This is a genomic window from Thermodesulfobacteriota bacterium (assembly GCA_031082315.1).
In the GTDB taxonomy this organism is placed as follows: domain Bacteria; phylum Desulfobacterota; class QYQD01; order QYQD01; family QYQD01; genus QYQD01.
The window spans coordinates 63,871-88,878 of sequence record JAVHLC010000008.1 but is presented as its reverse complement, the minus strand read 5'-3'; the positions used below and the strand labels follow the sequence as shown (position 1 = coordinate 88,878).

Here is a 25,008-nt window from a genome sequence, read left to right as displayed (position 1 = left end):
ACCATGGAAAGCATACTGATCGTGGATGACGAAAAAAACTATTTAATTGTGCTAAAAGAACTGCTATCCGAAGAAAATTATGAGGTCGTAACCGCCGAAAATGCCCCACAGGCGTTGGAAATATTTAAGGAATCTGACTTTGATCTGGTGCTGACGGACATGAAGATGCCCAACATGGATGGCATAGAACTCCTGGAAAACATCCGGTCTGTTAACAGCGAAATCCCGGTAATTGTCATGACCGCCTATGCCACGGTAGAAAAGGCGGTCAAGGCCATGAAGAAAGGGGCGTTTGATTACGTCACCAAGCCTTTTCAGAATGAGGAGTTGAAGATAACCGTCCGCAAGGCAATCGACCTCTATAAGCTAAGACGCGAGAATCTGAACCTCAGACACGAAGTAAGCCGCAAATATCAATTCGGGAATATCATAGGCAAGAGCCCGGCTATGCTTAAACTCTATGAGATGATTGAAAAGGTAGCCGACACCAAGGCTACCGTACTCATCACCGGTGAAACCGGCACCGGTAAGGAACTGGTAGCCAAGGCTGTCCATTATAATAGCCCGCGTAAAAATAATGCCTTTGTCTCTGTAAACTGTGCCGCCATCCCGGAAACCCTCCTGGAAAGCGAGCTTTTCGGCCACGAAAAAGGCTCTTTTACCGGCGCTATAGCGATGCGTAAGGGGCGTTTTGAACTGGCGGACGGAGGCACTATTTTTCTGGATGAAATAGCCGAGATGCCAGCAGCCTTACAGGCCAAACTGCTGAGGGCCCTGCAGGAGATGGAGTTTGAACGCGTAGGGGGTACAAAAACGCTCAAAATAGATGTACGGGTTATTGCCGCCTCCAACAAGGACCCCAAAAAAGAGGTCGAAACAGGTAACCTGAGGGAAGACCTCTATTATCGCCTCAACGTGGTACGCCTGCATTTACCCCCTTTGCGGGAAAGACCCGGTGATATTCCTCTACTCGCCGCACATTTCCTGAATAAATACGGTCAGGCAGTCGGTAAGAGTCATCTGGAAATACTTCCGGCAGCCATGCGTCAACTCTACACCAGATCCTGGCCGGGCAATGTGCGCGAACTGGAGCATGTCATCGAACGGGCGGTTATTCTGGCCTCCGGCCACGAGATAACACCGGCCGATATGGCTTCAGAATCACAGGAAGCAGAAAACATCGACCTGGACATAGACCGTTTTATCCCCATGCAGGTCAAACTAAACGAGGCATTGGAAGACGTGGAGGCCAAGATGATAAAAAGGGCGCTGGCCCGCGCCGGAAATGTGCAGGCCCATGCCGCTGCCATGCTGGGAATTACCAAAAGCCTGTTGCAATACAAGATGAAAAAATACAATATCTAACCACTCATGCCTCCATTTTTTCCCTTGCATATCCATTCGAAAATAGGTTATTAGACTGCAAGTTTTTATAACTAGTTTTCATCCGAAAATTGCCGTTTCCGGATTCAAGCTTTCAGCGATCAGCCGTCAGCTATCAGCTAAAAACCAAGACAAACAACATGTTAAGCTGAATGCTGACCGCTCCATCCGGCCTTAGGCGACCGTAGGCCGGAAACCCGGGGTTTCCGGATGGGAACCAACTAATTACGGGGAGTTTATCGTGAAATTTAAACTGGATATCAACAAGGAAGCCTTGACTGTAGAAGAAAAAAAATCTTTAGAAGTTATGTGGAGAAATTGCGCCCGGCGCATAATCCTGAGCACAACCCTGGCCGGCAGCGGACACCCGGGCGGGTCTCTTTCCTCGCTGCATTTATTAATCATGCTTTATTCCATAATCAGACATAACCCCGTTGATCCGCGCTGGCCTAAACGGGATCGCGTAGTAATCAGTATGGGCCACATATCACCCGCGGCCTACAGTGTCTTAAGTGAGTTCGGCTACTTTTCTGAGGAGCGCTTTTTACTCGAATTCCGCAAGGCCGGGTCACCCTTTGCCGGACATGTGGAACAGGGCGTACCGGGAATAGAATGGAACACCGGAAATCTGGGACAGGGACTCTCCGCCGCCGCTGCCATGGCCCTGGCCTCTAAACTCAAAAAGCAGGACAATCTGGTCTTCTGCCTTATGGGTGACGGGGAGCAACAAAAAGGCCAGGTCTGCGAGGCCAGACGGTTTGCCTTCAAATATCAACTATCCAACCTCATCGCCATCGTTGACCGTAACAGGCTGCAAATCGGCGGCGATACCCAGGAGGTCATGCCGCAAAACCTTCGTGCCGAATACAAAGCTAATGGATGGAATGTTATTTACCTGGAAGACGGTCATGATGTGGAAGATATCTTTGCCGCACTACGGAAGATCAAAAACAGCGAAACAGAAAATCCCCACCTGCCGACTGCAATTATTGCCCGCACCACAATGGGCAAGGGCGTCTCCTTTATGGAAAATCGCAGCAAATACCACGGACAAACGCTGGGATTAGAAGAGGCGCAAAAGGCCTTGGGCGAGTTGGGCTTTACTGACGATCCTTCCCTGTGGATGGAAAAAAGAAAGAAAAACCGAATCCTTTCCCCCTCAACCCATTATACGCCTCCCCTTCCGTCGATTGATAGCGGCGCTCCCATAACTTATGAGGCCGGGAAAATGACCGACAACCGTTCCGCCTATGGAGCCGCCCTACTGGACTTGGCGAAGACTAACAATATCCGCGGCCGCTGCCCGAAAATTCTGGGCTTTTCCTGTGACCTGGAGGGATCGGTCAAGATGGATAAGTTCCGCGACCTATGCCCGGAGGCCTTTTTTGAGGCCGGCATCCAGGAGCATCATGCGGCGTCCATTGCCGGGGCTATGAGCAGAGAAGGGTTTATCAGTTTCTTCAGCACCTTCGGGGTCTTCGGCGTGGGAGAGACATATAACCAGCATCGCTTAAATGACATAAACGAGACCTCCCTCAAGCTCGTATGCACCCACCTGGGGCTGGACGTGGGTGAAGACGGGCCTACCCACCAGTGCATCGATTATATTGGACTTCTTTACAATCTCTTTAACTTTTCCATCTTTCTCCCCGCAGACCCGAACCAGACCGACCGGATTATCCGGTATGTGGCGGCTAATCCAGGGAATCACTTTGTCGGGATGGGGCGGTCTAAGGTACCGGTTATAACCGATAAAAAGGGCAAACCGTTCTTTGGCCCTGCCCATAAGTTTGAACCGGGAGAGGCTGACTGGCTGCGCAGGGGTAAGGACGGCTGTATTATAAGCTACGGAGCCATGATCCCCCGTGCCTTGGCCGCAACAGACATCTTGCAGGAAAAATATGGCCTGGCCGTCAGCTTGCTCAATATGGCCTCTATCAAGCCCCTTGACCGGCGCAGCGTGATCAAGGCTGCACAGACCGGGGTCCTGGTAACAGTAGAAGACCATAATGTCTATACCGGCTTAGGTAAAATCGTAGGAGATGTCCTGGCTGAAAAAGGTATAAAAGTGCACTTCGCAAAATTAGGTGTAACCGGATATGGGGCATCGGGCATCCCGGACGATTTATACCGTATGCAGGGTCTGGATCCGGTCTCTATAGCCAGAACCGTTAAACGCCTGGTTAGGAAGTAAGCTGTCAGCAATCAGCGGTCAGCTTTCAGCTTAGAATTGAAGCTCCCCGCAGCAAGCTGCGGGGAATCTCCGTATGCAACGTAAAATGCATCGTATTCGCTCGCTATGCATGTTCAAGAGTAAAAGTTTTTTATCCTGACTTCTGTATTCTCACCCCATCACTCATCACGTCGCACATGGAAGGCGCTCCTACGGAGGTTGAAGAGATCCTTTGGCGTATCATTCCGTAGGAGCGGCATCCCGGCTGCTAATAGCTACAAAAATTGGCTCTTCGCGTAATCGAATGGGTAATTCTTTACTCTTCTCTATTCCCCTCTTTGGAAAAGAGGGGTTAGGGGAGATTTTATAATTGTTTGCCTTTCAAATCCCCCCTCGCCCCCCCTTGCTAACGGGGGGATAATAAAAAGCATGCCTTATTTTAAGAGAAATTTACCCACACTCTTTCACGATGAGCCCAAAAAATTTTACTATAGTAAAACTACACCCTGCCGATAAGCGTAACAAATGCCGGCACACAGAGGTCTTAGATAATGATCAAGAAGCAATTGATCGAATGGCTTAAATCAGGAAAGGACATACCTGTTCTCTCATGTACAGCCACCAAAGTGATGAAAATAGCCGTGGACGGGGCTACCGCTCAGGAATTAGCCAAGGTCATCCTGGAATCGCCGGCCCTTACGTCCAAGGTCTTGCGCCTTGTTAACTCGCCCTTTTATGGCCTCTCACAAAAGGTCTCCACCATCCAGCACGCTATTGCCCTCCTGGGGTTCAAGATGGTCTGTAATCTGGTGCTGAGCATTTCCATCGTCGAGGCCTTTGCCTTGAAGAAAAAGGGAAGATTTGATCACAAGAGGTTTTGTCGCGATGCCTTTTGTTCGGCAGCAGCCGCAGATATGATTGCCCGCGAATGTGGTTGCCAGGAACCGGAAGAGGTCTTTGTGCTCGGGCTCTTACACGATATCGGTGTGCTGGTCATGGCTACCTATCAGCCTGAACTTTTTGATACGGTCTTAGCAAAAAAAGAGGCATCCGGACAGCCCATGAAGGCTATTGAGCAGGAGATTCTGGGCATCGATCATACAGAGTTGGGAGAAATCATCGCAGAGCAATGGTGCCTGCCTCCTGCCATGAGCCTTACTATAAGGTGCCACCATAATCCGGATCTGATGGTCAGTGACCACATCCACGCCCAAAAACTGTGCCGGATCATCTATCTCTCGGATATTATGCTGGAGATATTCAGGGGAGAAAACGGGTATAGAACAGCCCAATTCTCCCGGGAAGCAAACCGCTTCTTTAAGTTCACACAGGATCAGATAAGTTCACTCCTGAATTCCTTTGTAACCAGGGTCAAGGGCCTGGCCGATGTTTTTGAGATCAATGCATCTGATATCAGGGACTATTATCAGATACTTCAGGAGGCGAATACTAAGCTCGGAAAGATTAACATAGAATATGATGTCTTAGTCAAAAAACTTCACCAGCAACAGGAAAAGCTGGCGATTGAATCGGCCCGGGTTCAGGAGTCGGAAGAGAAATACAGGCAACTCTTTGAAAATGCCTCCGATGCCATAGCCATTCTGGATCCCGGTGGAAATCTGCTGGAAGTAAACAAGAAATTTTTTGAAATGTCGGGCTACAGCAGGGAAGAAATAGCCGCCCTATCCCTACAGAACCTGTTTTCCGTGCATGACGTGGATAACTTCTTGAAAAGTCTGGGTCTTCTGAAAAAACAGGGCGTCCTTTTAAAGCCTCTCAACCTGGTTGTGGTGACAAAAGAGGGTAAAGAGCAGAATATCGAGGTCAAGTTAAGCTGTCTATGTAAAGATGGCAGTCAGACCGGTTTTCAGGCCATTATACGGGATATAACTCATAGAAAAAAAGAAGAAGAGATAAGGATTCAGCAGGAAAAATTAAAGGCTGTAATAGAAATGGCCGGGGCTGCTGCCCATGAACTGGCTCAGCCCATGACCGCCCTTCTGGGGATAACGGAACTCTTAATGCTCAAGATAGCGCCGGAAGATCCAAACTATCAGACTATAAACACCATCTACAAGCAAGTACATAAAATGGCTGAGACGACACAAAAAATAAGCAGGATTACCAGATATATCATCAAAGAGTTCCCCGGGGGCATCAAGATAGTAGATATTAATGAGGCATCCAAACCCTCCCTGAACGATTCCAATAAAAAAACATCGTTTAATTAGTTTCCATCCAGAAAACTCGGTTTTCTGGATGGAGCTGTCAGCAGTCAGCTTTCAGCTTAAGAGGCTGTTTCTCGTATTCTTTTGCTGACAGCTGATCGCTGAGGGCTTTCATTCGGAAACGGCAGTTTCCGGATGAACACTATCTTACATCTGCCGATACCTATCAGCCTATCAATAACAATTGACAACAGATAGCTTCGTGCTATTATTTTATAAAATTTCTGATACAGGGATCCAAATATGAGTGATATCATCCGGTTTGGAATATCCATCCCGGCCGATCTGATTGCCTCCTTCGATCAATTTATAGCGGAACGCCATTATACAAACCGTTCCGAGGCCATCCGCGACCTGATACGTGAAAAACTGGTACAGCGGGAATGGGATGCGAAGATCAAAGGCAAACAGGTAATCGGAACCATTACCTCTGTCTATGACCACCACAAGCGGGAATTACTGAATAAACTGACGGACCTGCAGCATGATTTCCATGAACATATCATCTCGTCGCAACATATTCATCTCGACCACCATAACTGTCTGGAGGTTATCATCGTCCGGGGTGAGGCGGAGAAGGTACGCCAACTGGCGGATAAGATTAACGCCCTTAAAGGCATTAAACATAGTCAATTAACCATGACCACATCCGGACTGGATCTCAAATAAAACTACTGAAGCCGACAAGCAGCAACAACACCCCCAAATTTATTATTGACTTTACGCTGAAATAGTCCCTAGACTATCTAAAAGCGATACAGAGCCGTAAAAAATTTGCGTGTAATTCGCCTCTTATATGGCATACAAAAATCAAAAGGAGGTCAACGATGGCTAAGGAATTTTACATCGCGGCCGAGGACTGCCTGGCCTGCGGATCATGTGCGGAACTGTGCCCTGATTGCTTTCGTTTTGAAGAAGGGGCTATGGAACATGCAGAGGTAACCAGTTTTGACTGTCCCGAAGAGAAGGTTCAGGAAGCCATGGATAATTGCCCGGGCCAGTGCATCTTCTGGAAAGAATAAAAGCATCCTTCCCCCTAAAGTGTGCGGTAATCCCTTAATCTCCGGCATCTAATATCATATATCATGGAGTTGGGTCCATGGGGACGAGTCTGCTTCGTCATCCCTCCCAGCCAATGTTTGCCTAAGATTAAATCAGTCCCTCTCTATTGCATGAAGTACCGGTTTTTGCTATTGTTCTGTTTAAGGGATACTACTGATGCATATCAATCTAAAACTGGGTCAAAAGATATTCTTTTTCTTGGCAGTAGTCATCTTTATTATCTCGATTATAGAGATTGTAGCTTACAACAGCCTCCAGCGGATTGATAACAGGTTGAAATTCGTGGAGATGGCTGACGATCTCACAAAAAACATACTCGAAATGCGGAGGTTGGAGAAAAATTACTTTCTGTACCATGACGAGACCAGTCTGGCGGAGGTCTTAGAGTACGTCTATCGCATTCATGACCTGAGCTATAACTTGCGTAAAGAAGTTATCGAAGTAGCCGGCCTTAAGATGTTCGCAACCTTTCAGCACAATCTGGAGATGTACAAACAGAATGTCGAAAGCCTTCTCAGAGATGGGCCTGTGAAGAGCAGGCAAGCAAACGAATTGCGGATCACCGGGCGTCAGCTCTACGAATTCACCAAGGACCTCGTACGTCATGAAAGGCTGGAAATCAGTTCGTTATTGGAACGATATCAAAAACTCTCCCTTGGAGCTATAGTATTTATTGTATTCTTTGCCGCTGTATCCTACTCTCTGGTTCGCCGTCACATCGTAAAACCGCTCGGCCAGATCGAGGCAACAACCCGCAAGATAGCCAACGGAGATTTCAGTTTTGTACCCGAGATCAAGTCACACGATGAGGTAGGCTCCTGCATAGAAACCTTTAATCGCATGGTCAAAGAGCTTAAGGAAAATCAGGACATGCTCGTACAGACCAAAAAGCTGGCTTCTCTGGGCACCCTGACCTCCGGAGTGGCCCATGAGATTAACAATCCCTTAAACAACATCTCCACGTCCTGTCAAATCCTTATCGAGGAGCTCGATTCTTCGGATAAGGATTATCTCCGCAAACTCTTGCGGAATATCAGTGTCCAGGCGGACAAGGCCAGAGATTTAGTCCGGAATCTCCTGGAATTTTCCCGGGAGAAGGTATTTGCAATCGATCGCGTGCGATTAAGGGAACTAGTGGAAGACAGCCTTGAGCTCGTCCAGAGTGATCTCTCCAGCAATGTGGAGACCAGCGTCCAGATCGCGGATGATATCCCCGATCCCATGGTGGACAGGAGCCGCCTGCAACAGGCTTTTCTCAATATAATTCTGAACGCCATTCATGCCATGCCCGACGGCGGAACATTGTCTGTTAAGGCCCGTACCGAAGATGGTGCGGTGTTTATTGATATCTCTGATACGGGGGTCGGCATTCCTCCGGAAAACCTAAATAAGATATTTGACCCGTTCTTCACCACCAAGGAAGTCGGTCAAGGTACCGGACTTGGCCTTTCGGTAAGCTATGGTATAGTAAAAAAACATGGGGGCCGCCTTACGGTAAAGAGTAAAGAGGGCAAGGGCACGATCTTCACCATCGCACTGCCCCTGGAACAGAAAAAAATGGAGAAAGCGGTTGTCTGACAAGAGCCGAATACTGATCGTCGACGACGAGGAAATTACGCTCGAGAACCTGGAACATGTCCTCAAAAAGGAGGGATACGAGGTTGCCGCCGTGTCCAGTGGGATGCAGGCACTGAAACACCTCGAAGCTTCTCCCTTTGATCTGGTCCTCACAGACCTCAAGATGAAAAAGGTAGACGGCATGGAGATCCTCGAGAAGGTCAAGCAGCGCCACCCGGATACCGAGGTGATCATGATCACCGGTTACGCTACGGTCTCTTCCGCCATCGAGGCCATGAAAAAGGGAGCCTTCCACTATGTCGCCAAGCCCTTCAAACTGGATGAGATACGTCTTGTTGTAGCGAGAGCGATAAAAAAGAAACGGCTTCAGGACGAAAACCGGGAACTCAAACAACAGTTGACCATCCAGGGCAACGCGCCCTTGATCATCGGGAAAAGCAAGAGCATCCTGGAGATTAAACGTCTCATCCAGCAAATAGCCCCCTCCGATTGTAACGTAATCATTACCGGAGAAAGCGGAACCGGCAAGGAACTCGTCGCCCAGTCTATTCACCATTACAGTTTGCGGGCCACAAAGAGATTTGTGGCTGTCAATTGTGGGGCATTCACTGAAGAGCTCCTGGCCAATGAACTCTTTGGCCACGAAAAGGAGGCTTTTACGGGTGCCCTCTCTACCAAGATAGGGCTCCTGGAGACCGCCAACGGAGGAACGGTTTTCCTAGACGAAGTGGGTGATATGCCCCCGTCCATGCAGGTCAAACTGATGCGCGTCATCCAGGAAAAAGAAGTAATACGTCTTGGGGGTACAAACCCCATCCCTATAGATGTGAGGTTTATTGCGGCTACGAATAAGGACCTCAAAAAAACGATAGAGGAAGGAGCCTTTCGCCAGGATCTCTACTACCGTCTGAATGTCGTCTCCCTGCAGATGCCGACCTTGATGGAGAGGAAAGAAGATATTCCCCTCTTAACGTACTATTTTTTGGACAAATATGCGAGAGCCGGTAATAAAGCAGCGAAGGAGATCTCGCTTGATGTCTTGGAAATCCTGACTAGCTATAGTTATCCGGGAAACGTGCGGGAGCTTGAGAATATCATGGAACGAGCAGTAGCCCTCGCCGGCCAGGAAACGATCGAGTTGAAAGACCTGCCCTTTGATTTGCAGCAGATGGAAATCCATACCTTCAGGAGACGTGAGAACCAACTCTTGACTCTAAAAGAGAGGGAAAAAGAATATATTCAATGGATTCTTCAGCAGATGGACGGCAACAAAAGCAGGACGGCAGAAGTGCTCGGCATAGACCGGGTATCCCTCTGGCGTAAGCTCAAGAAATATGGTCTTGAATGATGCAAGGGGGCGGTACGAACATCGAGGTCCGGGATAAAGTACCGCGTTATAGTGGCGGACGCGGAAGCCACTGCCTGGAGCAGTTTGCAATATGTCCTGGAGAAGCAGGGCCACGAGGTCGTCAGGCAGGCCATGCAGAAGAGGATGTACACGCAGGAAAGAGACCCCACACGCTGTTTTATGGGACCGCCGGGGATGAAGAATGCCTTCCCTTGGAGGACCGGACTATCCGGCTCAATGACGTGGAGTATCTCGAGAAGCGCATTCAATCTGCCACACAGGTTATTCGTACAGGTGAATGCCTCCTCGGTAAGCCAGCGGGGTCTCAACCGCGAGCAGGGTCTTCTTATACTGATCCCTCTCCTTGTCCATGGTTTGTCTGGCTGTTTCGAATTCTCCGGCTTCGGCAAAACTGGCCGCAGCCATGCCATCCCATAGCTTCCTCATCGAGTCGCGCATATCGAGCGTGATGTAATCTCCGACTTTGTCCCCATGAAATCCTTAGAAACCACTCCCTTCCCGGAAAGACTTCACTAAAAAATTCACTCGTTTCACACGAGGAAACGTTCAAGACGAATGAACCCATACCTATCTCCTCGCTGAAGAATAGTCAGGCGCGATACTGTTCTCCTTGGGGCTTACGGCCTCCACGCGCGGTCCGTCCATCTCTGCAGGAATCTATTCCACACATGCTTCTCCTTACGCATAAGCGGCCTCGCCGTATCGAACTCCCCGGCCTCAGCAAATGTTACCGCTAAGAGCACCTTTTCTAATGTCTCCTTCAATCCCATTTCCATATTCCTCCTTGCTTGATGCGAAATCGCTCGCCGTTTTATCGACTAAGATAAAGCAAGGTCCGTGCCACATCGCACTTACGCAATAACTAGCTGTAATTATTACATGTTATTTAATCGTTCACCCGCGGCCTTTTGTTACAAAATGCAACCGATTTTTGAGAACAACCTATTTTGTTTGTAATAACAAACGGCTATGGACATGTTACGGTCGTAACCCCTTTGTTGCATTATGAAGCAAAGTGGTGGTATCGCATGCGGGTCGCGCGACAGAAAAAATTTAACTGAGCCACACGATGTCGCCCGGGTTCCAAAAACAGGGAAGAGTCTTAACAGCCGGCACAATTAGTTGTCCAAGGAGGGAAACTTGTGGTATATAAAAACCTTACAGGCGTGGCGTATCTTGGTCTCCGAAGGAGGGTGCTTTTTTATGAAACCAGTGCAAAAGTTATGGCTGTCCAAGCAAGTGAGAAACGTATGCTATGTTTGTCTCTGTATGCTGCTTTGTGCGTGCGCGACCGCTCCGTTCACCGGACGTTCACAGCTCATATTGATTGGCGAAGGAGAAGAGACGGCCCTCGGCCTTAAATCCTATCGGGAGATAATAAGTGAGTCTAAATTATCCAGGGATGAAAAATTAGTCAGCCGGGTAAGGAGTGTCGGACTACGCATTGCCGGGGCCGCAGACCATCCTGAATTCGAATGGGAATTTAATGTCATCGAGGACGATAAGACGGCGAACGCCTTCTGTCTCCCCGGCGGCAAGGTCGCCATCTATACGGGCATACTGCCCTACACTAAAGACGAAAATGGACTGGCCACCGTAATAAGCCATGAGGTGGCCCACGCTATTGCCCGCCACGGGGCCGAACGTATGACCACCACCCTGATCGCCCAGATAGGACAGGAGGCCATGAATATCGCCATAAGCGAGAAAAGCGCTGTAGCCGTACAGGCTGCGAGCATGGCCTACGGGGTGGGGGCGCAGATTGGGTTTATCCTGCCCTTCAGCCGCACGCATGAGCTGGAGGCCGACCGCATCGGCCTCATCCTTATGGCCCGGGCCGGGTATGATCCCGGAGAGGCCATAGCCTTCTGGCAACGCCTGTCTCGGGTGGAAAAGGACAGTATCCCGGCCTTCCTGTCCACCCACCCTGCCGATGAAATCCGTATTCGAAACATCAAGGAGCACCTCCCTGAAGCCCTGCGCTACTACGGCAAAAGACTTGACTAACGTCTGAGATTGATTATATTACCGCACAAAAGTCTTTTCACCGCTGAGCACGCAAAATCCACAGAGAAAAACTGCAAACCATTCAGTATGTTATCTTAGCGTTCTCAGCGATCTCTGCGGTATTTTGGACTTTTTATAAGATCATCATTTGATTATGGGGAAAGATGCCCTGGGCATATAAAATCTATGACGTCCTGGTAAACGTACTTTTTATTCCTTTCTTTCCCCTCTTTTTAGTTTATAGTCTGGTTACCGGTAAACACCGCCGGGGCCTTTGGCAACGCCTGGGATTCTACCCCGCTTCCTTAAAGAAAAAGCTACAGGTGAGCCCCCGTCGATTGTGGATTCACGCCGTCTCCGTGGGTGAAGTAAGGGTAGCGGCTGCCTTAATAGCCTCTCTGAGGGAGATATTGCCTCCTGATTTATTGTTTGTCCTCTCCACAGTTACTGAGCAGGGACAACAAATAGCCAGGGAAAAATTAGGGGATCAGGCCCTCTGTACCTTTTTCCCGATAGACATCGGCTGGGTAGTAGGCCGGGTCTTGCGGTTAGTCTCCCCGGAGGCCGTAATCTGCCTGGAAACAGAGCTTTGGCCGGGTTTTATTTACCGGGCACACCGCCAGGGCAGCAAAATTATACTGGTTAACGGACGTATATCGACGCGTTCCTTGGCCCGTTATCAAAAAATCAGGTCGTTTATGCGGCCTATCCTGGAACGATTTGATTACTTTAGCATGATCCGGGAAGACGATGCTAAACGTATCCTGGCCCTGGGGGCAGAGAGGCATAAGGTCGTGGTCCAGGGCAACGCCAAATATGACCTCCTGTCCCGGCAAGCCGGACCGGAAGTTAAAGAGGCTATGCGGAAACGGCTGGGGATTACGCCTGATAATATAGTCTTTATAGCCGGAAGCACCCATACGGGTGAAGAGGAGATCATCCTTCAGGCTTATCAATTCCTGCAAAGGAAATATCCGGGCATGCTGCTAATCCTCGCCCCGCGGCATATAGAAAGGGTCTCCGGAGTCGAATCCCTGCTCAAGAAAAATGGATGGGGATACACCAAATGGAGTAACCTTGCCCCTGAGACAAGACAATCCGTCATCCTGGTGGATTCGATAGGGGATTTGTTCCATCTCTATAGCATAGGCACGATTATCTTCTGCGGCGGCAGTCTTATACCGTATGGAGGGCATAATATACTGGAGGCCGCCATCTGGGGGAAAGTGGTCTTCTATGGGCCGTCCATGCAGGATTTTCTGGATGCCAAAATCCTTCTCGAATCGGTTATGGCCGGAGTGGAAATCCAGGATGCCCGCGATCTTGCCGGAAAAGCCGTCTGGTTTTTAGAAAACCCGGACGAGTTGCAGACGCGCGGGATGCAAGGGAAAAAGGCCGTGGAGGCCAATCAGGGAACGGCAAAAAGACAGGCCCTTCTCATCAAAGAAGTACTGGAAGGCGCTGGCCGTAAGGAAGCAGCATGAAGGCATTGATCGCACTCGAAGACGGCAGGATTTTTAGCGGACGGGCCTTTGCCGGCCGCGGGGAAGTCTATGGCGAGATAGTCTTTAATACCAGCATGACCGGCTATCAGGAGATCCTGACCGACCCCTCCTATAAAGGTCAGATAGTCACCATGACTTACCCTTTGATCGGCAGCTATGGCATAAACAGTGAGGATATGGAGTCGCGCCGGATTCAGGCCGAGGCCTTTATTGTCAAAGAATACCAGGGCGTCCCCAGTAACTGGCGGTCCGCTCAGACCTTAAAAGAATTTTTGGAAAGATACAATGTGCTGGGCGTCGAGGACGTGGATACGCGCGCCCTTACCAGACACATACGGCTGGCCGGGGCCATGAAAGGGGTAATTTCTACGGAAGACCTTGACCCGGCATCCCTGATAAAAAAAGCCAAGGACTCACCCGGCCTGGTGGGCCGGGATATGGTCAGGGAAGTTACCTGTTCCGCGCCCTATATCTGGGAAGACTGCCCGGTAGAAGGAGCGTCCGCGCCAAAAGGAAACGCCCTCCGGGTGGTGGCCCTGGATTACGGCATAAAATTCAACATCCTGCGCTGCCTGAAAAATAGCGGCTGTGAGGTAATAGTCCTTCCGGCCACAGCGAGCGCCCGTGATATCCTGGCCTTGGAACCGGACGGAATCTTTCTCTCCAACGGCCCGGGGGACCCGGCGGGCATACCCGGTGTAGTCGGGACCGTACGCGATCTTATAGGCAAAAAGCCTATCTTTGGTATATGTCTGGGCCACCAGCTATTGGGTCTGGCCTTTGGCGGTAAGACCTATAAACTCAAGTTCGGCCACCGGGGAGGGAACCAGCCGGTAAAGAACCTGCTTACCGGACGGGTGGAGATCACGGCGCAGAATCACGGCTTCTGTGTGGACGTAAGCTCTTTAGATGAAAAAAAGGTAGAGGTCACCCACGTCAATCTAAACGACCAGACCCTGGAGGGAATGCGACACCGGCATTATCCTGTCTTCTCGGTACAATATCACCCGGAAAACGCCCCCGGCCCTCATGACGCCGCATATCTCTTCGATCAGTTTGCGGCCCTGATGAAAGAAAGAGGCTAAATACCTTGCCCAGAAGAAATGACATAAAAAAGATACTGATTATAGGCTCCGGCCCTATCATTATCAGCCAGGCCTGTGAGTTTGACTACTCGGGGACCCAGGCCTGCAAGGCCCTCAGGGAAGAAGGCTACGAGGTTATTCTGATAAACAGCAACCCGGCTACCATCATGACCGACCCGGAGACGGCCAACCGCACTTATATAGAGCCTATTACCCCGGAGATGGTGGCCATGGTCATTGAAAAGGAAAGACCGGATGCCTTACTGCCCACCTTGGGCGGGCAGACGGGTCTAAACGTGGCCATCAAAGTAGCGGACATGGGTGTCCTGGACCGCTTCGGCGTAGAGATGATCGCGGCCTCAGCCTCCGTAATCAGAAAGGCCGAAGACCGGGATCTCTTCCGGGAGGCCATGCGCAATATTGGCCTCCGGATACCCAACAGCGGCATCGCCCGCAATATGGACGATGTACGCCGCATTGCCGCCGAGATCGGCTACCCGCTCATCGTCCGGCCCAGTTTTACCTTAGGCGGCACCGGGGGCGGTGTGGCCTACAACCGGGAAGACCTGGAAAAAATGGCGGCATCGGGACTTGATCTCAGCATGATAACTGAGATTATGCTGGAAGAATCGGTCATCGGCTGGAAAGAATACGAGCTAGAGGTCATGCGCGACGTTAAAGATAATGTGGTCATTATCTGTTCGATCGAGAACTTCGACCCCATGGGCGTCCACACCGGAGACAGCATAACCGTGGCCCCGGCCCAGACCCTGACCGACCGGGAATATCAAATAATGCGCGATGCGGCCATCGCTATCATCCGCGAAATAGGTGTGGAGACCGGCGGTTCCAATATCCAGTTCGCCGTAAATCCGGAAAACGGAGAGATGGTAGTCATCGAGATGAATCCGCGCGTCTCACGCAGTTCCGCTTTGGCCTCCAAGGCCACGGGCTTCCCCATCGCCAAGATCGCCGCCAAACTGGCCGTCGGCTATACCCTGGATGAGATCCCGAATGATATTACCAGGGAGACCATGGCCTCCTTTGAACCCACCATCGACTATTGTGTAGTAAAAATCCCGCGCTGGACCTTTGAGAAATTTCCGGGCGCCGAGGACTACCTTACCACGGCCATGAAGTCTGTGGGCGAAACCATGGCCATCGGACGCACCTTTAAGGAGGCCCTGCAAAAAGGGCTCCGTTCCCTGGAGATCGGACGTTACGGATGGGGCGCCGATGGGAAGGATGGTTACGAACGCAGCCGGAGCCTTCCCCCTATGGCCGAAATAGAAGAAAAGCTCCGCATCCCCAATTCTCAGCGCATCTTCTATATACGCTATGCCATGCTGGCCGGTCTGGATACCACAAAAATTCACGAATTGACCGGGATAGACCCCTGGTTTCTGGAAAATATGCGGCAGATACTGGATGTGGAACGTAATATCCAGGCCGCAGATAAAAAACTTACCGAAGACCTTCTGCGCCAGGCCAAGAAAACAGGGTTCTCCGATTATCAACTGGGCTACCTGACCGGACGGACTGAGGATGAAATCCGCAGCCGGCGCGAAAAAGCAGGCATAAAACCGGTTTATAAACTGGTTGACACCTGTGCGGCGGAGTTCGAGGCCTATACCCCTTATTATTACTCCACTTACGAAGTTGAGGACGAATCCCGCCTCTCCGAACGCCCCAGGGTGATGATCCTGGGCGGAGGGCCTAACCGCATCGGCCAGGGGATAGAATTTGATTACTGCTGTGTCCACGCCTCGTTTGCCCTGCGCGAAGAAGGCTATGAGAGCATCATGGTCAACAGCAACCCGGAGACCGTGAGCACTGATTATGATACGTCAGATAAGCTCTATTTCGAGCCTCTGACCAAGGAAGACATCCTGAATATCATCGCTAAAGAAAAACCAATGGGCGTCATTGTACAATTCGGCGGACAGACACCTCTCAATCTGGCCGTACCTCTGTCCCAAACCGGGGTAAGGATAATGGGGACATCCCCCGACAGTATCGACCGTGCGGAAGACCGGAAGCGTTTCCAGACCATGTTGCAAAAGCTGGGCCTGAAGCAGCCGCCCAACGGCACGGCTACCGCCAGGGAAGATGCCCTGGCCGTGGCCCGGTCCATCGGCTACCCGGTGGTCATGCGTCCTTCTTACGTCCTGGGCGGACGGGCCATGCGCATTATTTATGATGACCGGGAGCTGGAGGATTTCATCGAATCCGCGGTTAGGGCCTCTTCCGAACATCCGGTGCTTATCGACAAGTTTCTGGAAGACGCTATCGAGATCGATGTAGATGCCGTCTCCGATGGTCAGGAGACCATCATCGGCGGGATAATGGAGCATATTGAAGAGGCCGGTATCCATTCCGGCGACAGCGCCTGCGTCCTTCCCCCTCACACCCTGAGCCCTGATTTAATCGATAGAATAAAAAAGGACACAAAGGCCATGGCCAGGGAACTAAACGTCATCGGCCTCATGAACGTCCAGTACGCCATAAAGGATAAGGATATTTATGTGCTGGAGGTCAATCCGCGGGCCTCGCGCACTGTGCCTTTTGTGAGCAAGGCCACAGGCATTCCACTGGCCAAGGTGGCCACAAAGGTCATGATCGGGAAAACGCTCCGCGAGCTGGGGCTTACCACCGAAAAAAAAATAAGGCATATAGCGGTGAAAGAGGCCGTATTCCCGTTTGACCGCTTCCCGGGGGTAGATACCCTCCTCGGACCGGAGATGAGATCCACCGGGGAGGTTATGGGCATTGACGAGAGTTTCGGCATGGCCTTTGCCAAATCACAGTTGGCCGCCGGCCAGAATCTCCCCCTATCCGGCACGGTTTTTATCAGTGTGCGTGACAAAGATAAAATGGCCGTCCTCCCTGTCGCCCGAAAACTGGCCGATATTGGATTCAAAACCCTGGCCACCCGGGGCACAGCCGCGTTTCTGGCTTCCAACGGGATTGCCTGCGAAACTGTCCATAAGGTGTCGGAGGGCCGTCCCCATGTGGTGGATCACATTAAAAACGGCGCTATTCAGTTGGTAATCAACACCTCTCTGGGAGCCAGCACTACCCGGGATTCCTATAAAATCCGCCGGGCCACGCTTGATTACCGCATATCCTATACTACTACCATAGCCGGGGCCAAGGCCATAGCCGCGGCCATTGAGGCCATGCTGCAAAAAAAGTTGCGGGTAAGCCCTGTTCAGGAGTATCATGGTCTGCAAAGCAATGCCGGATTAAATACTGATGAACTCGTAAAAAGTCAAAGTTTGGACGGCACAGTAAAAAGCTCCAGTTGCAAGGCGCGCAAATAAGAAGAGCAGTCAGCAGTCAGCATTCAGCTCTCAGCTTTCAGGAAGTGGAATAGTGCCTTAAACTGACCGCTGATAGCTGATGGCTGATCGCTATGTTGCAGCAAATGGACTTTTTACGAAGCCGTCAAAGACCGGTACAGGAATTAACCCGGAGTAAAAAATGAATCTGTGTATCCCTAACCGGCCGCGTGAAGAATGCGGTGTATTTGGTATATATAATCATCCGGAAGCGGCAAAGCTGACCTACTTTGGTCTCTATGCCCTGCAACATCGGGGGCAGGAAAGCGCCGGTATTGTAACCTCAGATGGATCCAAAGTCCGGGAACACAAGGCCATGGGGCTGGTTCCCGATGTCTTTAATGAGGCCATCCTCTCTAACCTTCCCGGCCACATGGCAGTAGGGCATGTGCGTTACTCTACCACCGGCTCTTCCCTCCTTAAAAATGCCCAGCCCTTTACTGTCTGTCATAAGGGAAAGACCCTGGCCCTCGCCCACAACGGCAATCTGATAAATGCCCGAAGCATCCGCAGTAAGCTGGAAAATGAAGGTTCTATATTCCAATCCACCATGGACAGCGAGGTCGTTCTCCACCTGATTGCCAAGTCGGCACACAAGGGACTGGAAGAAGCTGTTATAGACGCCTTTTCTCTGTTAAAGGGGGCTTACTCTATTGTCCTGCTGACGGAAGATAAGTTAATCGCTATCCGCGACCCCCGCGGCTTTCGTCCTCTCTGTCTGGGTAAATTAAATGACAGCTACGTATTAGCCTCTGAAACCTGCGCCCTGGACCTCATTGAAGCGCAATATATACGCGATGTAGAACCGGGAGAGATAATAATCATCGATCAAAACGGGCTCCGCTCTATAAAACCTTTTCCTGAAGTAAGGCCCTCTTTCTGTATATTTGAGTTGATCTATTTTGCCCGGCCGGACAGCAATATCTTCGGCACCAACGTTTATATGACCCGTAAACGCATGGGAGAATTATTGGCCCGGGAGGCGCAAGTCCAGGGCGATTTCGTTATGCCCTTTCCTGACTCAGGTAATTATGCCGCGGTGGGCGCGGCCCAGGCCTCAGGCATACCCTTTGAGATAGGCGTAATACGCAATCATTATGTGGGGCGGACATTTATTCAGCCGTCACAAACCATGCGTGATTTTGGAGTGAAGGTAAAACTGAACCCGGTCCGTTGCCTGCTTAAAAACAAACGTGTGATAATCGTTGAAGACTCCATCATAAGGGGCACGACATCGCGTACCCGCGTACACACCATCAGGGGAGCCGGGGCCAGAGAGGTGCACATGCTGGTAAGCTGCCCGCCCCATCGCTTTCCCTGCTATTACGGCATAGATTTTTCCAATCTGGGAGAATTAATCGCTTCCAGGTTCTCTGTAGAAGAAATCCGTCGTTATCTCGGGTTGGATAGCTTACATTATCTTAGCCTGGAGGGACTCCTGAAGTCGGTCAATGGTGAGCAAAACCGTTTTTGTCTGGCCTGCTTTGACGGCAATTATCCCCTGCCGCTTGAAGAAGAATTCTCTAAGTTCTGTTTAGAAAAAGGAAAATCTTGAAATAATTATGACACTCGAGCGGGCCAAAGAAGTCCTTCGGATCGAGGCCGAAGGCATTCTAAAACTCATAGATAAGCTCGATAACGAGTTTGTAAGGGCCGTGGAGCTGATCTACGAGATAAAAGGCAGGGTCATTATCACCGGTATCGGCAAGTCCGGTATCGTGGGCCGGAAAATTGCCGCCACCTTGAGTAGTACAGGCACAGCCGCCCTTTTCCTGCATCCGGTAGAGGCCATGCACGGTGATCTGGGCATGGTAGGCAAACACGATATTGTAATTGCCATCTCCAACAGCGGAGAGACAAGGGAATTAACCGCCCTCATCCCGCAGATCAAGCGCCTGGGAGCCAAGGTCGTGGCCTTAACCGGGAATCTTAAATCCACACTGTCCGCACAAAGTGACATAGCCATAGACGTCGGTGTAAAACGTGAGGCCTGCCCCCTGGGGCTGGCCCCCACCGCCAGCACTACGGCTATACTGGCCATGGGTGATGCCCTGGCCGTAACCCTCCTCCATAAACGTAACTTCAACGAGCGGGATTTTTATCGCTACCATCCCGGCGGCAGCCTGGGTGACAGACTGAAAGTCCTGGTCGGTGAAGTCATGTTGAAAGGTAAGAAGATCCCGGTGGTGCCCGTAGGCGCCCACCTTCCCGAGGCCATAAAAGAGTTGAATACGAAAAATATAGGGGCGGTGCTTATAACCAGAGAAAGACAAAAGCTTGCCGGTATCATTACCGACGGTGATCTCAGACGCGTCATCTTACGGTACGACCGTCTTGACAGCATGAAGGTTGAAGAAATTATGACCGCTGACCCTAAAACCATCAGCGCTGATATGCTGGCCGCCGATGCATTAAGTATAATGCAACAACACGAAATCACGGTGTTGCCCATAGTCGACACCCGAAAAAATATAAAGGGAATACTCCATCTCCATGATCTGCTGGGGAAAGGCGAGTTTAAATTCCTCGTGTAAGTATAGAAACCTCCCTGTCTATTTTTTGGTATAATATTAATAAGTTCTCCATAATTTCCGATATAGCTGGCCAGGGACAAAGATTCGACTAAAAAGGTAATGTCAGAAATTCTATGAAAAACAAACCACAGAGCACACTGAGGAAAAAGAGATTTTTCAAGAAATAAGAAAAAAAGAAAGAGCAGTTAAGAAAACCGGCTCTCTGACTGCTCATTGAACCTCTGTGACCTCCAAAGCAGTTCCGGAGGTATTTGGGGTCTACCGGCGAAAATATTGGGAGATCACAGAGGGAAGAATCTAAAATCTGTTCTAATTTATTTATTTTTGTTGTCTCTGTGTTCTCTGTGGTTGAGTGTTTGACAATACTAAAAAGGGGCCGCCCCATGAAAGAGAGCGATTACACCAAAGAAAAAATTGATACCGCCATACAGACACTCGGGACGGCTAAGATAGGCTCCCCCATCCCGGATATTGACATCGGAAGAGAATATATCAACTTTGCTTCCGATAGCGATCGCATACTCTTTTACCAGAGAGAAAGATACTTTCGCCACTGCCTGGAAAAGAGGATAGATCCGGTTACGCTGGAGCTGGCCGGGCCGCGAAAGAAGATATACTTTGACCCGAAAAAACTGAGATGCGCTATAGTCACTGCGGGGGGGCTGTGTCCGGGCATCAATGACGTAATTCGTTCTATAGTCCTCGCTCTCTACCATACGTACGGCGTACGCCATATCTATGGCATACGCTATGGACTGCAGGGGTTCATCCCCCGATACGGCCATGAGATGCTGGAGTTAACCCCGTCCGTAGTGGCCAATATCCATGAGATGGGGGGGACGTTTCTGGCCTCCTCCCGCGGCCATCAGGACATAGAAGAAATTGTCGATGCCCTGGAAAGACTGAACATCGGCCTGCTTTTTCTTATCGGCGGCGACGGGACCCTTCATGCCGCTGCCTCCATAACGGATGAGGTGGCGCGGCGCGGGGAAAAGATATCCATTATCGGCATCCCAAAGACTATCGACAATGACATCTTCCTCGTGTCCAAGTCGTTCGGATTTGATACGGCGGTGGAAATGGCCGCCCAGGCCATCCGGTCGGCGCATACCGAGGCCATAGGGGCGCCGAACGGAGTCGGCCTGGTTAAGCTCATGGGCCGGCACTCCGGATTCATAGCGGCCAATGCCGCCCTGGCCCTGAAAGAAGTTAATTTGGTACTCATCCCTGAAATCGATTTTGATATTGAAGGTGAACATGGTCTCTTGAATGTCCTACAAAAACGGCTCATCGATCGCAAGCACGCGGTTATTGTAGCAGCCGAAGGGGCCGGGCAAAAATATGTGATGGATAAAGAGGTTAAACGCGATCCTTCCGGTAACATCAAATTAGGTGATATAGGTAAGTACTTACGCGACCAGATCAAAGACTACTTTAATCGGATTAAAATGCCGGTCAACATACGATATATTGATCCCAGTTATATCATCCGCAGCGTTCCGGCGAATGTGAATGACCGTATATTCTGCGGCTTCCTGGGTCAAATGGCCGTCCATGCCGGTATGGCGGGAAAAACAGGCATGCTGGTCAGCCTGTGGAACAACCGCTATGTCCATATCCCCCTGAAGAGCGCCATAGCCCGCCGGAAACAAATTGATCCTAATGGCGGGCTCTGGCTCAGCGTTCTTGAGTCCACCGGTCAGCCGTCTCTTAAGAATCCCGGTCAGCCGTCTGCTGAAATATGCCTTCAGGAGAAAAAACGGACATTGAAAATCACAAGGCGTTCTGCCTCGAAGCGCAGTAAAGGTTGATTGAAGCTCCCCGCAAACAAGCTGCGGGGAATCTCCGTATGCAAGGTAAAATGCATCGTATTTGCTCGCTAACCCTGCTGCAAGCAGCGGGTAATGCGCTCGCTATGCATGTTCAATTACGAATGTCTGGTAAAGTGACTGTCAATTTGGCCTTGACAATGTTGCTCTGTATATGTTAGCTATACGGCCTCTTTCCTGCAAATGCGGGCCGTTAACTCAGGTGGTAGAGTATCTGCCTTTTAAGCAGAGAGTCGCTGGTTCGAGTCCAGCACGGCCCACCAGTAAATAACAAAAGAACGAAGCACGTCCCCATCGTCTAGTCAGGTCCAGGACACCGGCCTTTCACGCCGGCAACACCGGTTCAAATCCGGTTGGGGACGCCAAAAATTAAGGGGCTAACTATAAACGATTAGCCCCTTTTTATTTGCCTGTGCAAATCTGAAATTAATACTCCTCACACTTAATCTGATAATAGCTTTTTTCGTGATCGCAGGAAGGGCATTTTTCCGGCGGCTCGGTCCCGAAGTGTACATACCCGCACTCCCGGCAGACCCACGCCACCTCTTTTGCTTTCTTGAAGACAGTGCCGGCCTCAACCTCTTTTAGTAATTTTTTATATCTTTCCTCGTGATGCTCTTCGGCCCTGGCAATAGCCCTTAACCGCAGCGCGATCTCTGGAAACCCTTCCTTTTCCGCCATATCCGCAAACTCGGGATACATGCTGGTATATTCATAATGCTCGCCCGCGATGGCGGCCTTCAGGTTTTCAGCCGTTGTGCCCAGTACGGTTGGGGCGGCGGCCTCCACTTTGATCTCATCCAGCCGCTCCCCGCTCTTCTTTTTCAATTCATTGATCAGCTTGAAAAGCCAACTGGCGTGTTCTTTTTCATTCTCCGCGGTAATGAGAAAAATCTCGGCAATCTGTTCAAACCCTTCTTTCTTTGCAATCTTAGAGTAGAAGGAATACCTGTTCCTGGCCTGGCTCTCGCCGATAAATGCCTTGACCAGATTTTCAATAGTCTTCTTCATACCCTTTACCTCCGATCATTTTTAAAATATAAAGTTACCTTCGCTTAGTATTTGCCTTAACTTTTCAAAACCTCTTCCCTTAATTCCTGTGATCTTCTGGTGGCCGCCTCAACCGTATCCATCAGGATGCCATTGAAACCGGCCTTGGCCATAACATGCAGACCGGCTATGGTGGTGCCGCCGGGCGAGGTGACCATCTCCTTAAGGCAGCCCAGGTGCTCACCCGTCTCCATAGCTAATTTCACTGAACCGAGTACGGTCTGCAGGGTAAGTACCCTGGCCACCTCACGGGAAAGCCCCATCCTGACCCCGGCATCAATGAAGGCCTCCATAATGGCAAATACGTAGGCAGGGCCGCTCCCGGAAAGACCGGTTACGGCATCCAGATACTTTTCTTCAACAATTACCGTCCTGCCTACCGCAGAGAATACCTGTTCAGCAAGCTGCAAGTCCCTTACGCCGGCATATTTACCTTTGGCCAGGGCCGTCGCTCCCTCGCCGATAAGGGCCGGGGTATTCGGCATGACCCGGATGACACGGCTCTTCTCCGGCAGCCTATCTTCCAGATATCGCAGAGGAATGCCCGCCGCAATGGAAATAACCAGGTGTTCCGGTGTCACTTCAGGCCTTATTTCATCCAGGACTGCGGCCATCACCTGGGGTTTGACCGCCAGTATGATTACGTTACTCCGGGTGACCAGTTCCTTGTTACTCTGACATGCGTTGACGCCGTAAGTCTCTTTAAGATGTTCCAGGCAACCGGCGCTGGAGTCGAACACACAGACCTGTTCAGCCTTTACCACTTTGGCTTTAAGCAGACCCTTAAGAAGGGCCTCTCCCATCTTTCCGCCACCGATAAACCCTATCTTACCTTTTAGTCCCATTTTAACCCCTTTACCTCTTGCATAGTCTCAAATCTTAACCACAGGGCACACAGAGAATTTATTGTCCATAAAAAACTCAAACTTCAATTTACTCCTATACCGCGATAGGTTCAATTCCCTTAAAATCTGAATCATTCAAATGGCTCAGCTCCCAATTATCTTGTAGATTGAGCCAGAATTGAGGACTTCCTCCCAAAGCCTTAGACAGCCTCATCGCCATTTCAGCACTTATACCTCGCTTACCCCGGCATATCTCATTAACTGTTTTTGGTAACACTCCTATATGGTTTGCCAGGGCAGTTTGAGTAAGTCCTATCTCCTCTAATTCATCCTGCAATACTTCACCAGGATGTACAGGCGTAAAATGTATTTTACTCATTTCTTGGCTCCTTGATATTATTAGTGATAATCCACAATCTCGACATCCAACGCATTCTCATTTTCCCACCTAAAACAAATGCGGTACTGTTCATTTATTCGAATGCTGTATTGACCTTTTCTGTTTCCTTTCAGTGCTTCGAAACGATTTCCCCGTATCTCCAGAAGATCTTGCATCGAAGTTACGGCTCCAAGACGAGCCAGCTTTATCTGTGCCTTTCGGTGCAATTCCTTCGGGAGAATCCGCAAGGCATCCTTTGTGACTTTGCCGTAATTAATGTCTTCCGTTCCTTTGTTTTTAAAGTTCCTGATGCTCATTTTTTAATCCAAAAAATTAATTGAAGCTCCCCGCAGCAAGCAGCGGGGAATGCGCTCGCTGTGCATGTTCAACTATACCGGAGTTCGGTATAATGGTCAAACCGTTTTTTGTCATTTGGATAAAGAGAAGGTTTGAGTAAGTCAAAAAGGAATGGCTCCCGCGACATCGAGCCGGGTCTGACGAGGCTATCCTAAGCAGATATCCTATTTCCGTCAAGAGTTATGCAATGTGAGAAACAATGTCCCTATTTTTTGCTATTCAAACTCCCAAATGTCTGGCTATCTCAGCCCTTGGTAACTCCTGGCTCATGAGTTAGTGGTGG

General features: G+C 50.1%; 20 protein-coding genes and 2 tRNA genes. 16 read left to right on the top strand and 6 right to left on the bottom strand.

Features of this window, described 5'->3' with window-relative positions; translation table 11 throughout:
- Positions 1–3 precede the first annotated feature (3 nt).
- From RDU59_08685 to RDU59_08655, 7 genes are all read left to right on the top strand, one after another.
- Complete coding sequence (locus tag RDU59_08685; protein ID MDQ7838553.1) at positions 4–1,365, top strand: sigma-54 dependent transcriptional regulator; 1,362 nt, start codon at positions 4–6, stop codon at positions 1,363–1,365.
- Between the two features lie 259 nt (positions 1,366–1,624).
- Complete coding sequence (locus RDU59_08680; GenBank protein ID MDQ7838552.1) at positions 1,625–3,577, top strand: transketolase; 1,953 nt, start codon at positions 1,625–1,627, stop codon at positions 3,575–3,577.
- A 530-nt stretch (positions 3,578–4,107) separates the two neighbouring features.
- The gene (locus RDU59_08675; protein ID MDQ7838551.1) at positions 4,108–5,787 is read left to right on the top strand and encodes an HDOD domain-containing protein; all 1,680 of its coding nucleotides are present in this window, start codon (positions 4,108–4,110) and stop codon (positions 5,785–5,787) included.
- A 240-nt stretch (positions 5,788–6,027) separates the two neighbouring features.
- Positions 6,028–6,453 carry a nickel-responsive transcriptional regulator NikR gene (nikR, locus tag RDU59_08670; GenBank protein ID MDQ7838550.1) on the top strand — a complete coding sequence of 142 codons (426 nt, stop codon included), beginning with the start codon at positions 6,028–6,030 and terminating at the stop codon, positions 6,451–6,453.
- Between the two features lie 158 nt (positions 6,454–6,611).
- Positions 6,612–6,806, top strand: coding sequence for a ferredoxin (locus RDU59_08665; protein MDQ7838549.1), 195 nt, complete (start codon positions 6,612–6,614; stop codon positions 6,804–6,806).
- A 196-nt stretch (positions 6,807–7,002) separates the two neighbouring features.
- Positions 7,003–8,424: an ATP-binding protein gene (locus RDU59_08660; GenBank protein ID MDQ7838548.1), complete on the top strand. Its 1,422-nt coding sequence runs from the start codon at positions 7,003–7,005 to the stop codon at positions 8,422–8,424.
- A complete protein-coding gene (locus tag RDU59_08655) occupies positions 8,417–9,772 on the top strand; it encodes a sigma-54 dependent transcriptional regulator (protein MDQ7838547.1) in 1,356 nt (451 codons plus the stop codon). The genes RDU59_08660 and RDU59_08655 overlap by 8 nt, the downstream gene beginning before the upstream one ends.
- 282 nt (positions 9,773–10,054) lie before the next feature.
- Here RDU59_08655 and RDU59_08650 read toward each other — a convergent pair whose 3' ends face one another.
- Both RDU59_08650 and RDU59_08645 read right to left on the bottom strand, forming a co-directional pair.
- The gene (locus RDU59_08650) at positions 10,055–10,219 is read right to left on the bottom strand and encodes a hypothetical protein (protein MDQ7838546.1); all 165 of its coding nucleotides are present in this window, start codon (positions 10,217–10,219) and stop codon (positions 10,055–10,057) included.
- A 191-nt stretch (positions 10,220–10,410) separates the two neighbouring features.
- On the bottom strand, positions 10,411–10,569 hold the full coding sequence (locus tag RDU59_08645) for a hypothetical protein (GenBank protein ID MDQ7838545.1): 159 nt from the start codon (positions 10,567–10,569) through the stop codon (positions 10,411–10,413).
- 427 nt (positions 10,570–10,996) lie between these two features.
- On the opposite strand from RDU59_08645, the gene RDU59_08640 reads away from it, so the two are divergent.
- The 9 genes from RDU59_08640 to RDU59_08600 all read left to right on the top strand — a co-directional run bounded on the left by RDU59_08640 (position 10,997) and on the right by RDU59_08600 (position 22,459).
- On the top strand, positions 10,997–11,800 hold the full coding sequence (locus RDU59_08640) for a M48 family metallopeptidase (GenBank protein ID MDQ7838544.1): 804 nt from the start codon (positions 10,997–10,999) through the stop codon (positions 11,798–11,800).
- A gap of 164 nt (positions 11,801–11,964) precedes the next feature.
- Positions 11,965–13,284 carry a 3-deoxy-D-manno-octulosonic acid transferase gene (locus RDU59_08635; GenBank protein ID MDQ7838543.1) on the top strand — a complete coding sequence of 440 codons (1,320 nt, stop codon included), beginning with the start codon at positions 11,965–11,967 and terminating at the stop codon, positions 13,282–13,284.
- Positions 13,281–14,390: a glutamine-hydrolyzing carbamoyl-phosphate synthase small subunit gene (gene carA / locus RDU59_08630; GenBank protein MDQ7838542.1), complete on the top strand. Its 1,110-nt coding sequence runs from the start codon at positions 13,281–13,283 to the stop codon at positions 14,388–14,390. Before RDU59_08635 ends, carA begins: the two co-directional genes overlap by 4 nt.
- Before the next feature lie 5 nt (positions 14,391–14,395).
- The gene (gene carB / locus RDU59_08625; protein ID MDQ7838541.1) at positions 14,396–17,713 is read left to right on the top strand and encodes a carbamoyl-phosphate synthase large subunit; all 3,318 of its coding nucleotides are present in this window, start codon (positions 14,396–14,398) and stop codon (positions 17,711–17,713) included.
- Positions 17,714–17,873: 160 nt separating this feature from the next.
- Complete coding sequence (gene purF / locus RDU59_08620) at positions 17,874–19,286, top strand: amidophosphoribosyltransferase (GenBank protein ID MDQ7838540.1); 1,413 nt, start codon at positions 17,874–17,876, stop codon at positions 19,284–19,286.
- A gap of 7 nt (positions 19,287–19,293) precedes the next feature.
- Positions 19,294–20,265, top strand: coding sequence for a KpsF/GutQ family sugar-phosphate isomerase (locus tag RDU59_08615; GenBank protein ID MDQ7838539.1), 972 nt, complete (start codon positions 19,294–19,296; stop codon positions 20,263–20,265).
- 383 nt (positions 20,266–20,648) lie between these two features.
- Entirely contained in the window at positions 20,649–22,076 is a 1,428-nt protein-coding gene (locus RDU59_08610) for an ATP-dependent 6-phosphofructokinase (protein ID MDQ7838538.1), read from the top strand.
- Between the two features lie 205 nt (positions 22,077–22,281).
- Positions 22,282–22,357 (top strand) — tRNA-Lys (locus RDU59_08605).
- A gap of 24 nt (positions 22,358–22,381) precedes the next feature.
- A tRNA-Glu gene (locus tag RDU59_08600) sits at positions 22,382–22,459 on the top strand.
- 61 nt (positions 22,460–22,520) lie between these two features.
- On the opposite strand, the gene RDU59_08595 is transcribed toward RDU59_08600, so the two are convergent.
- The 4 genes from RDU59_08595 to RDU59_08580 all read right to left on the bottom strand — a co-directional run bounded on the left by RDU59_08595 (position 22,521) and on the right by RDU59_08580 (position 24,685).
- Entirely contained in the window at positions 22,521–23,105 is a 585-nt protein-coding gene (locus tag RDU59_08595; GenBank protein MDQ7838537.1) for a rubrerythrin family protein, read from the bottom strand.
- A 56-nt stretch (positions 23,106–23,161) separates the two neighbouring features.
- The gene (gene proC, locus RDU59_08590; protein MDQ7838536.1) at positions 23,162–23,989 is read right to left on the bottom strand and encodes a pyrroline-5-carboxylate reductase; all 828 of its coding nucleotides are present in this window, start codon (positions 23,987–23,989) and stop codon (positions 23,162–23,164) included.
- Between the two features lie 94 nt (positions 23,990–24,083).
- Positions 24,084–24,368, bottom strand: a complete 285-nt coding sequence (locus tag RDU59_08585) for a HigA family addiction module antitoxin (GenBank protein MDQ7838535.1) — start codon at positions 24,366–24,368, stop codon at positions 24,084–24,086.
- Positions 24,369–24,388: 20 nt separating this feature from the next.
- Positions 24,389–24,685 (bottom strand): type II toxin-antitoxin system RelE/ParE family toxin, encoded by a 297-nt coding sequence (locus RDU59_08580; GenBank protein ID MDQ7838534.1) that lies wholly within the window; start codon positions 24,683–24,685, stop codon positions 24,389–24,391.
- Positions 24,686–25,008 lie beyond the last annotated feature (323 nt).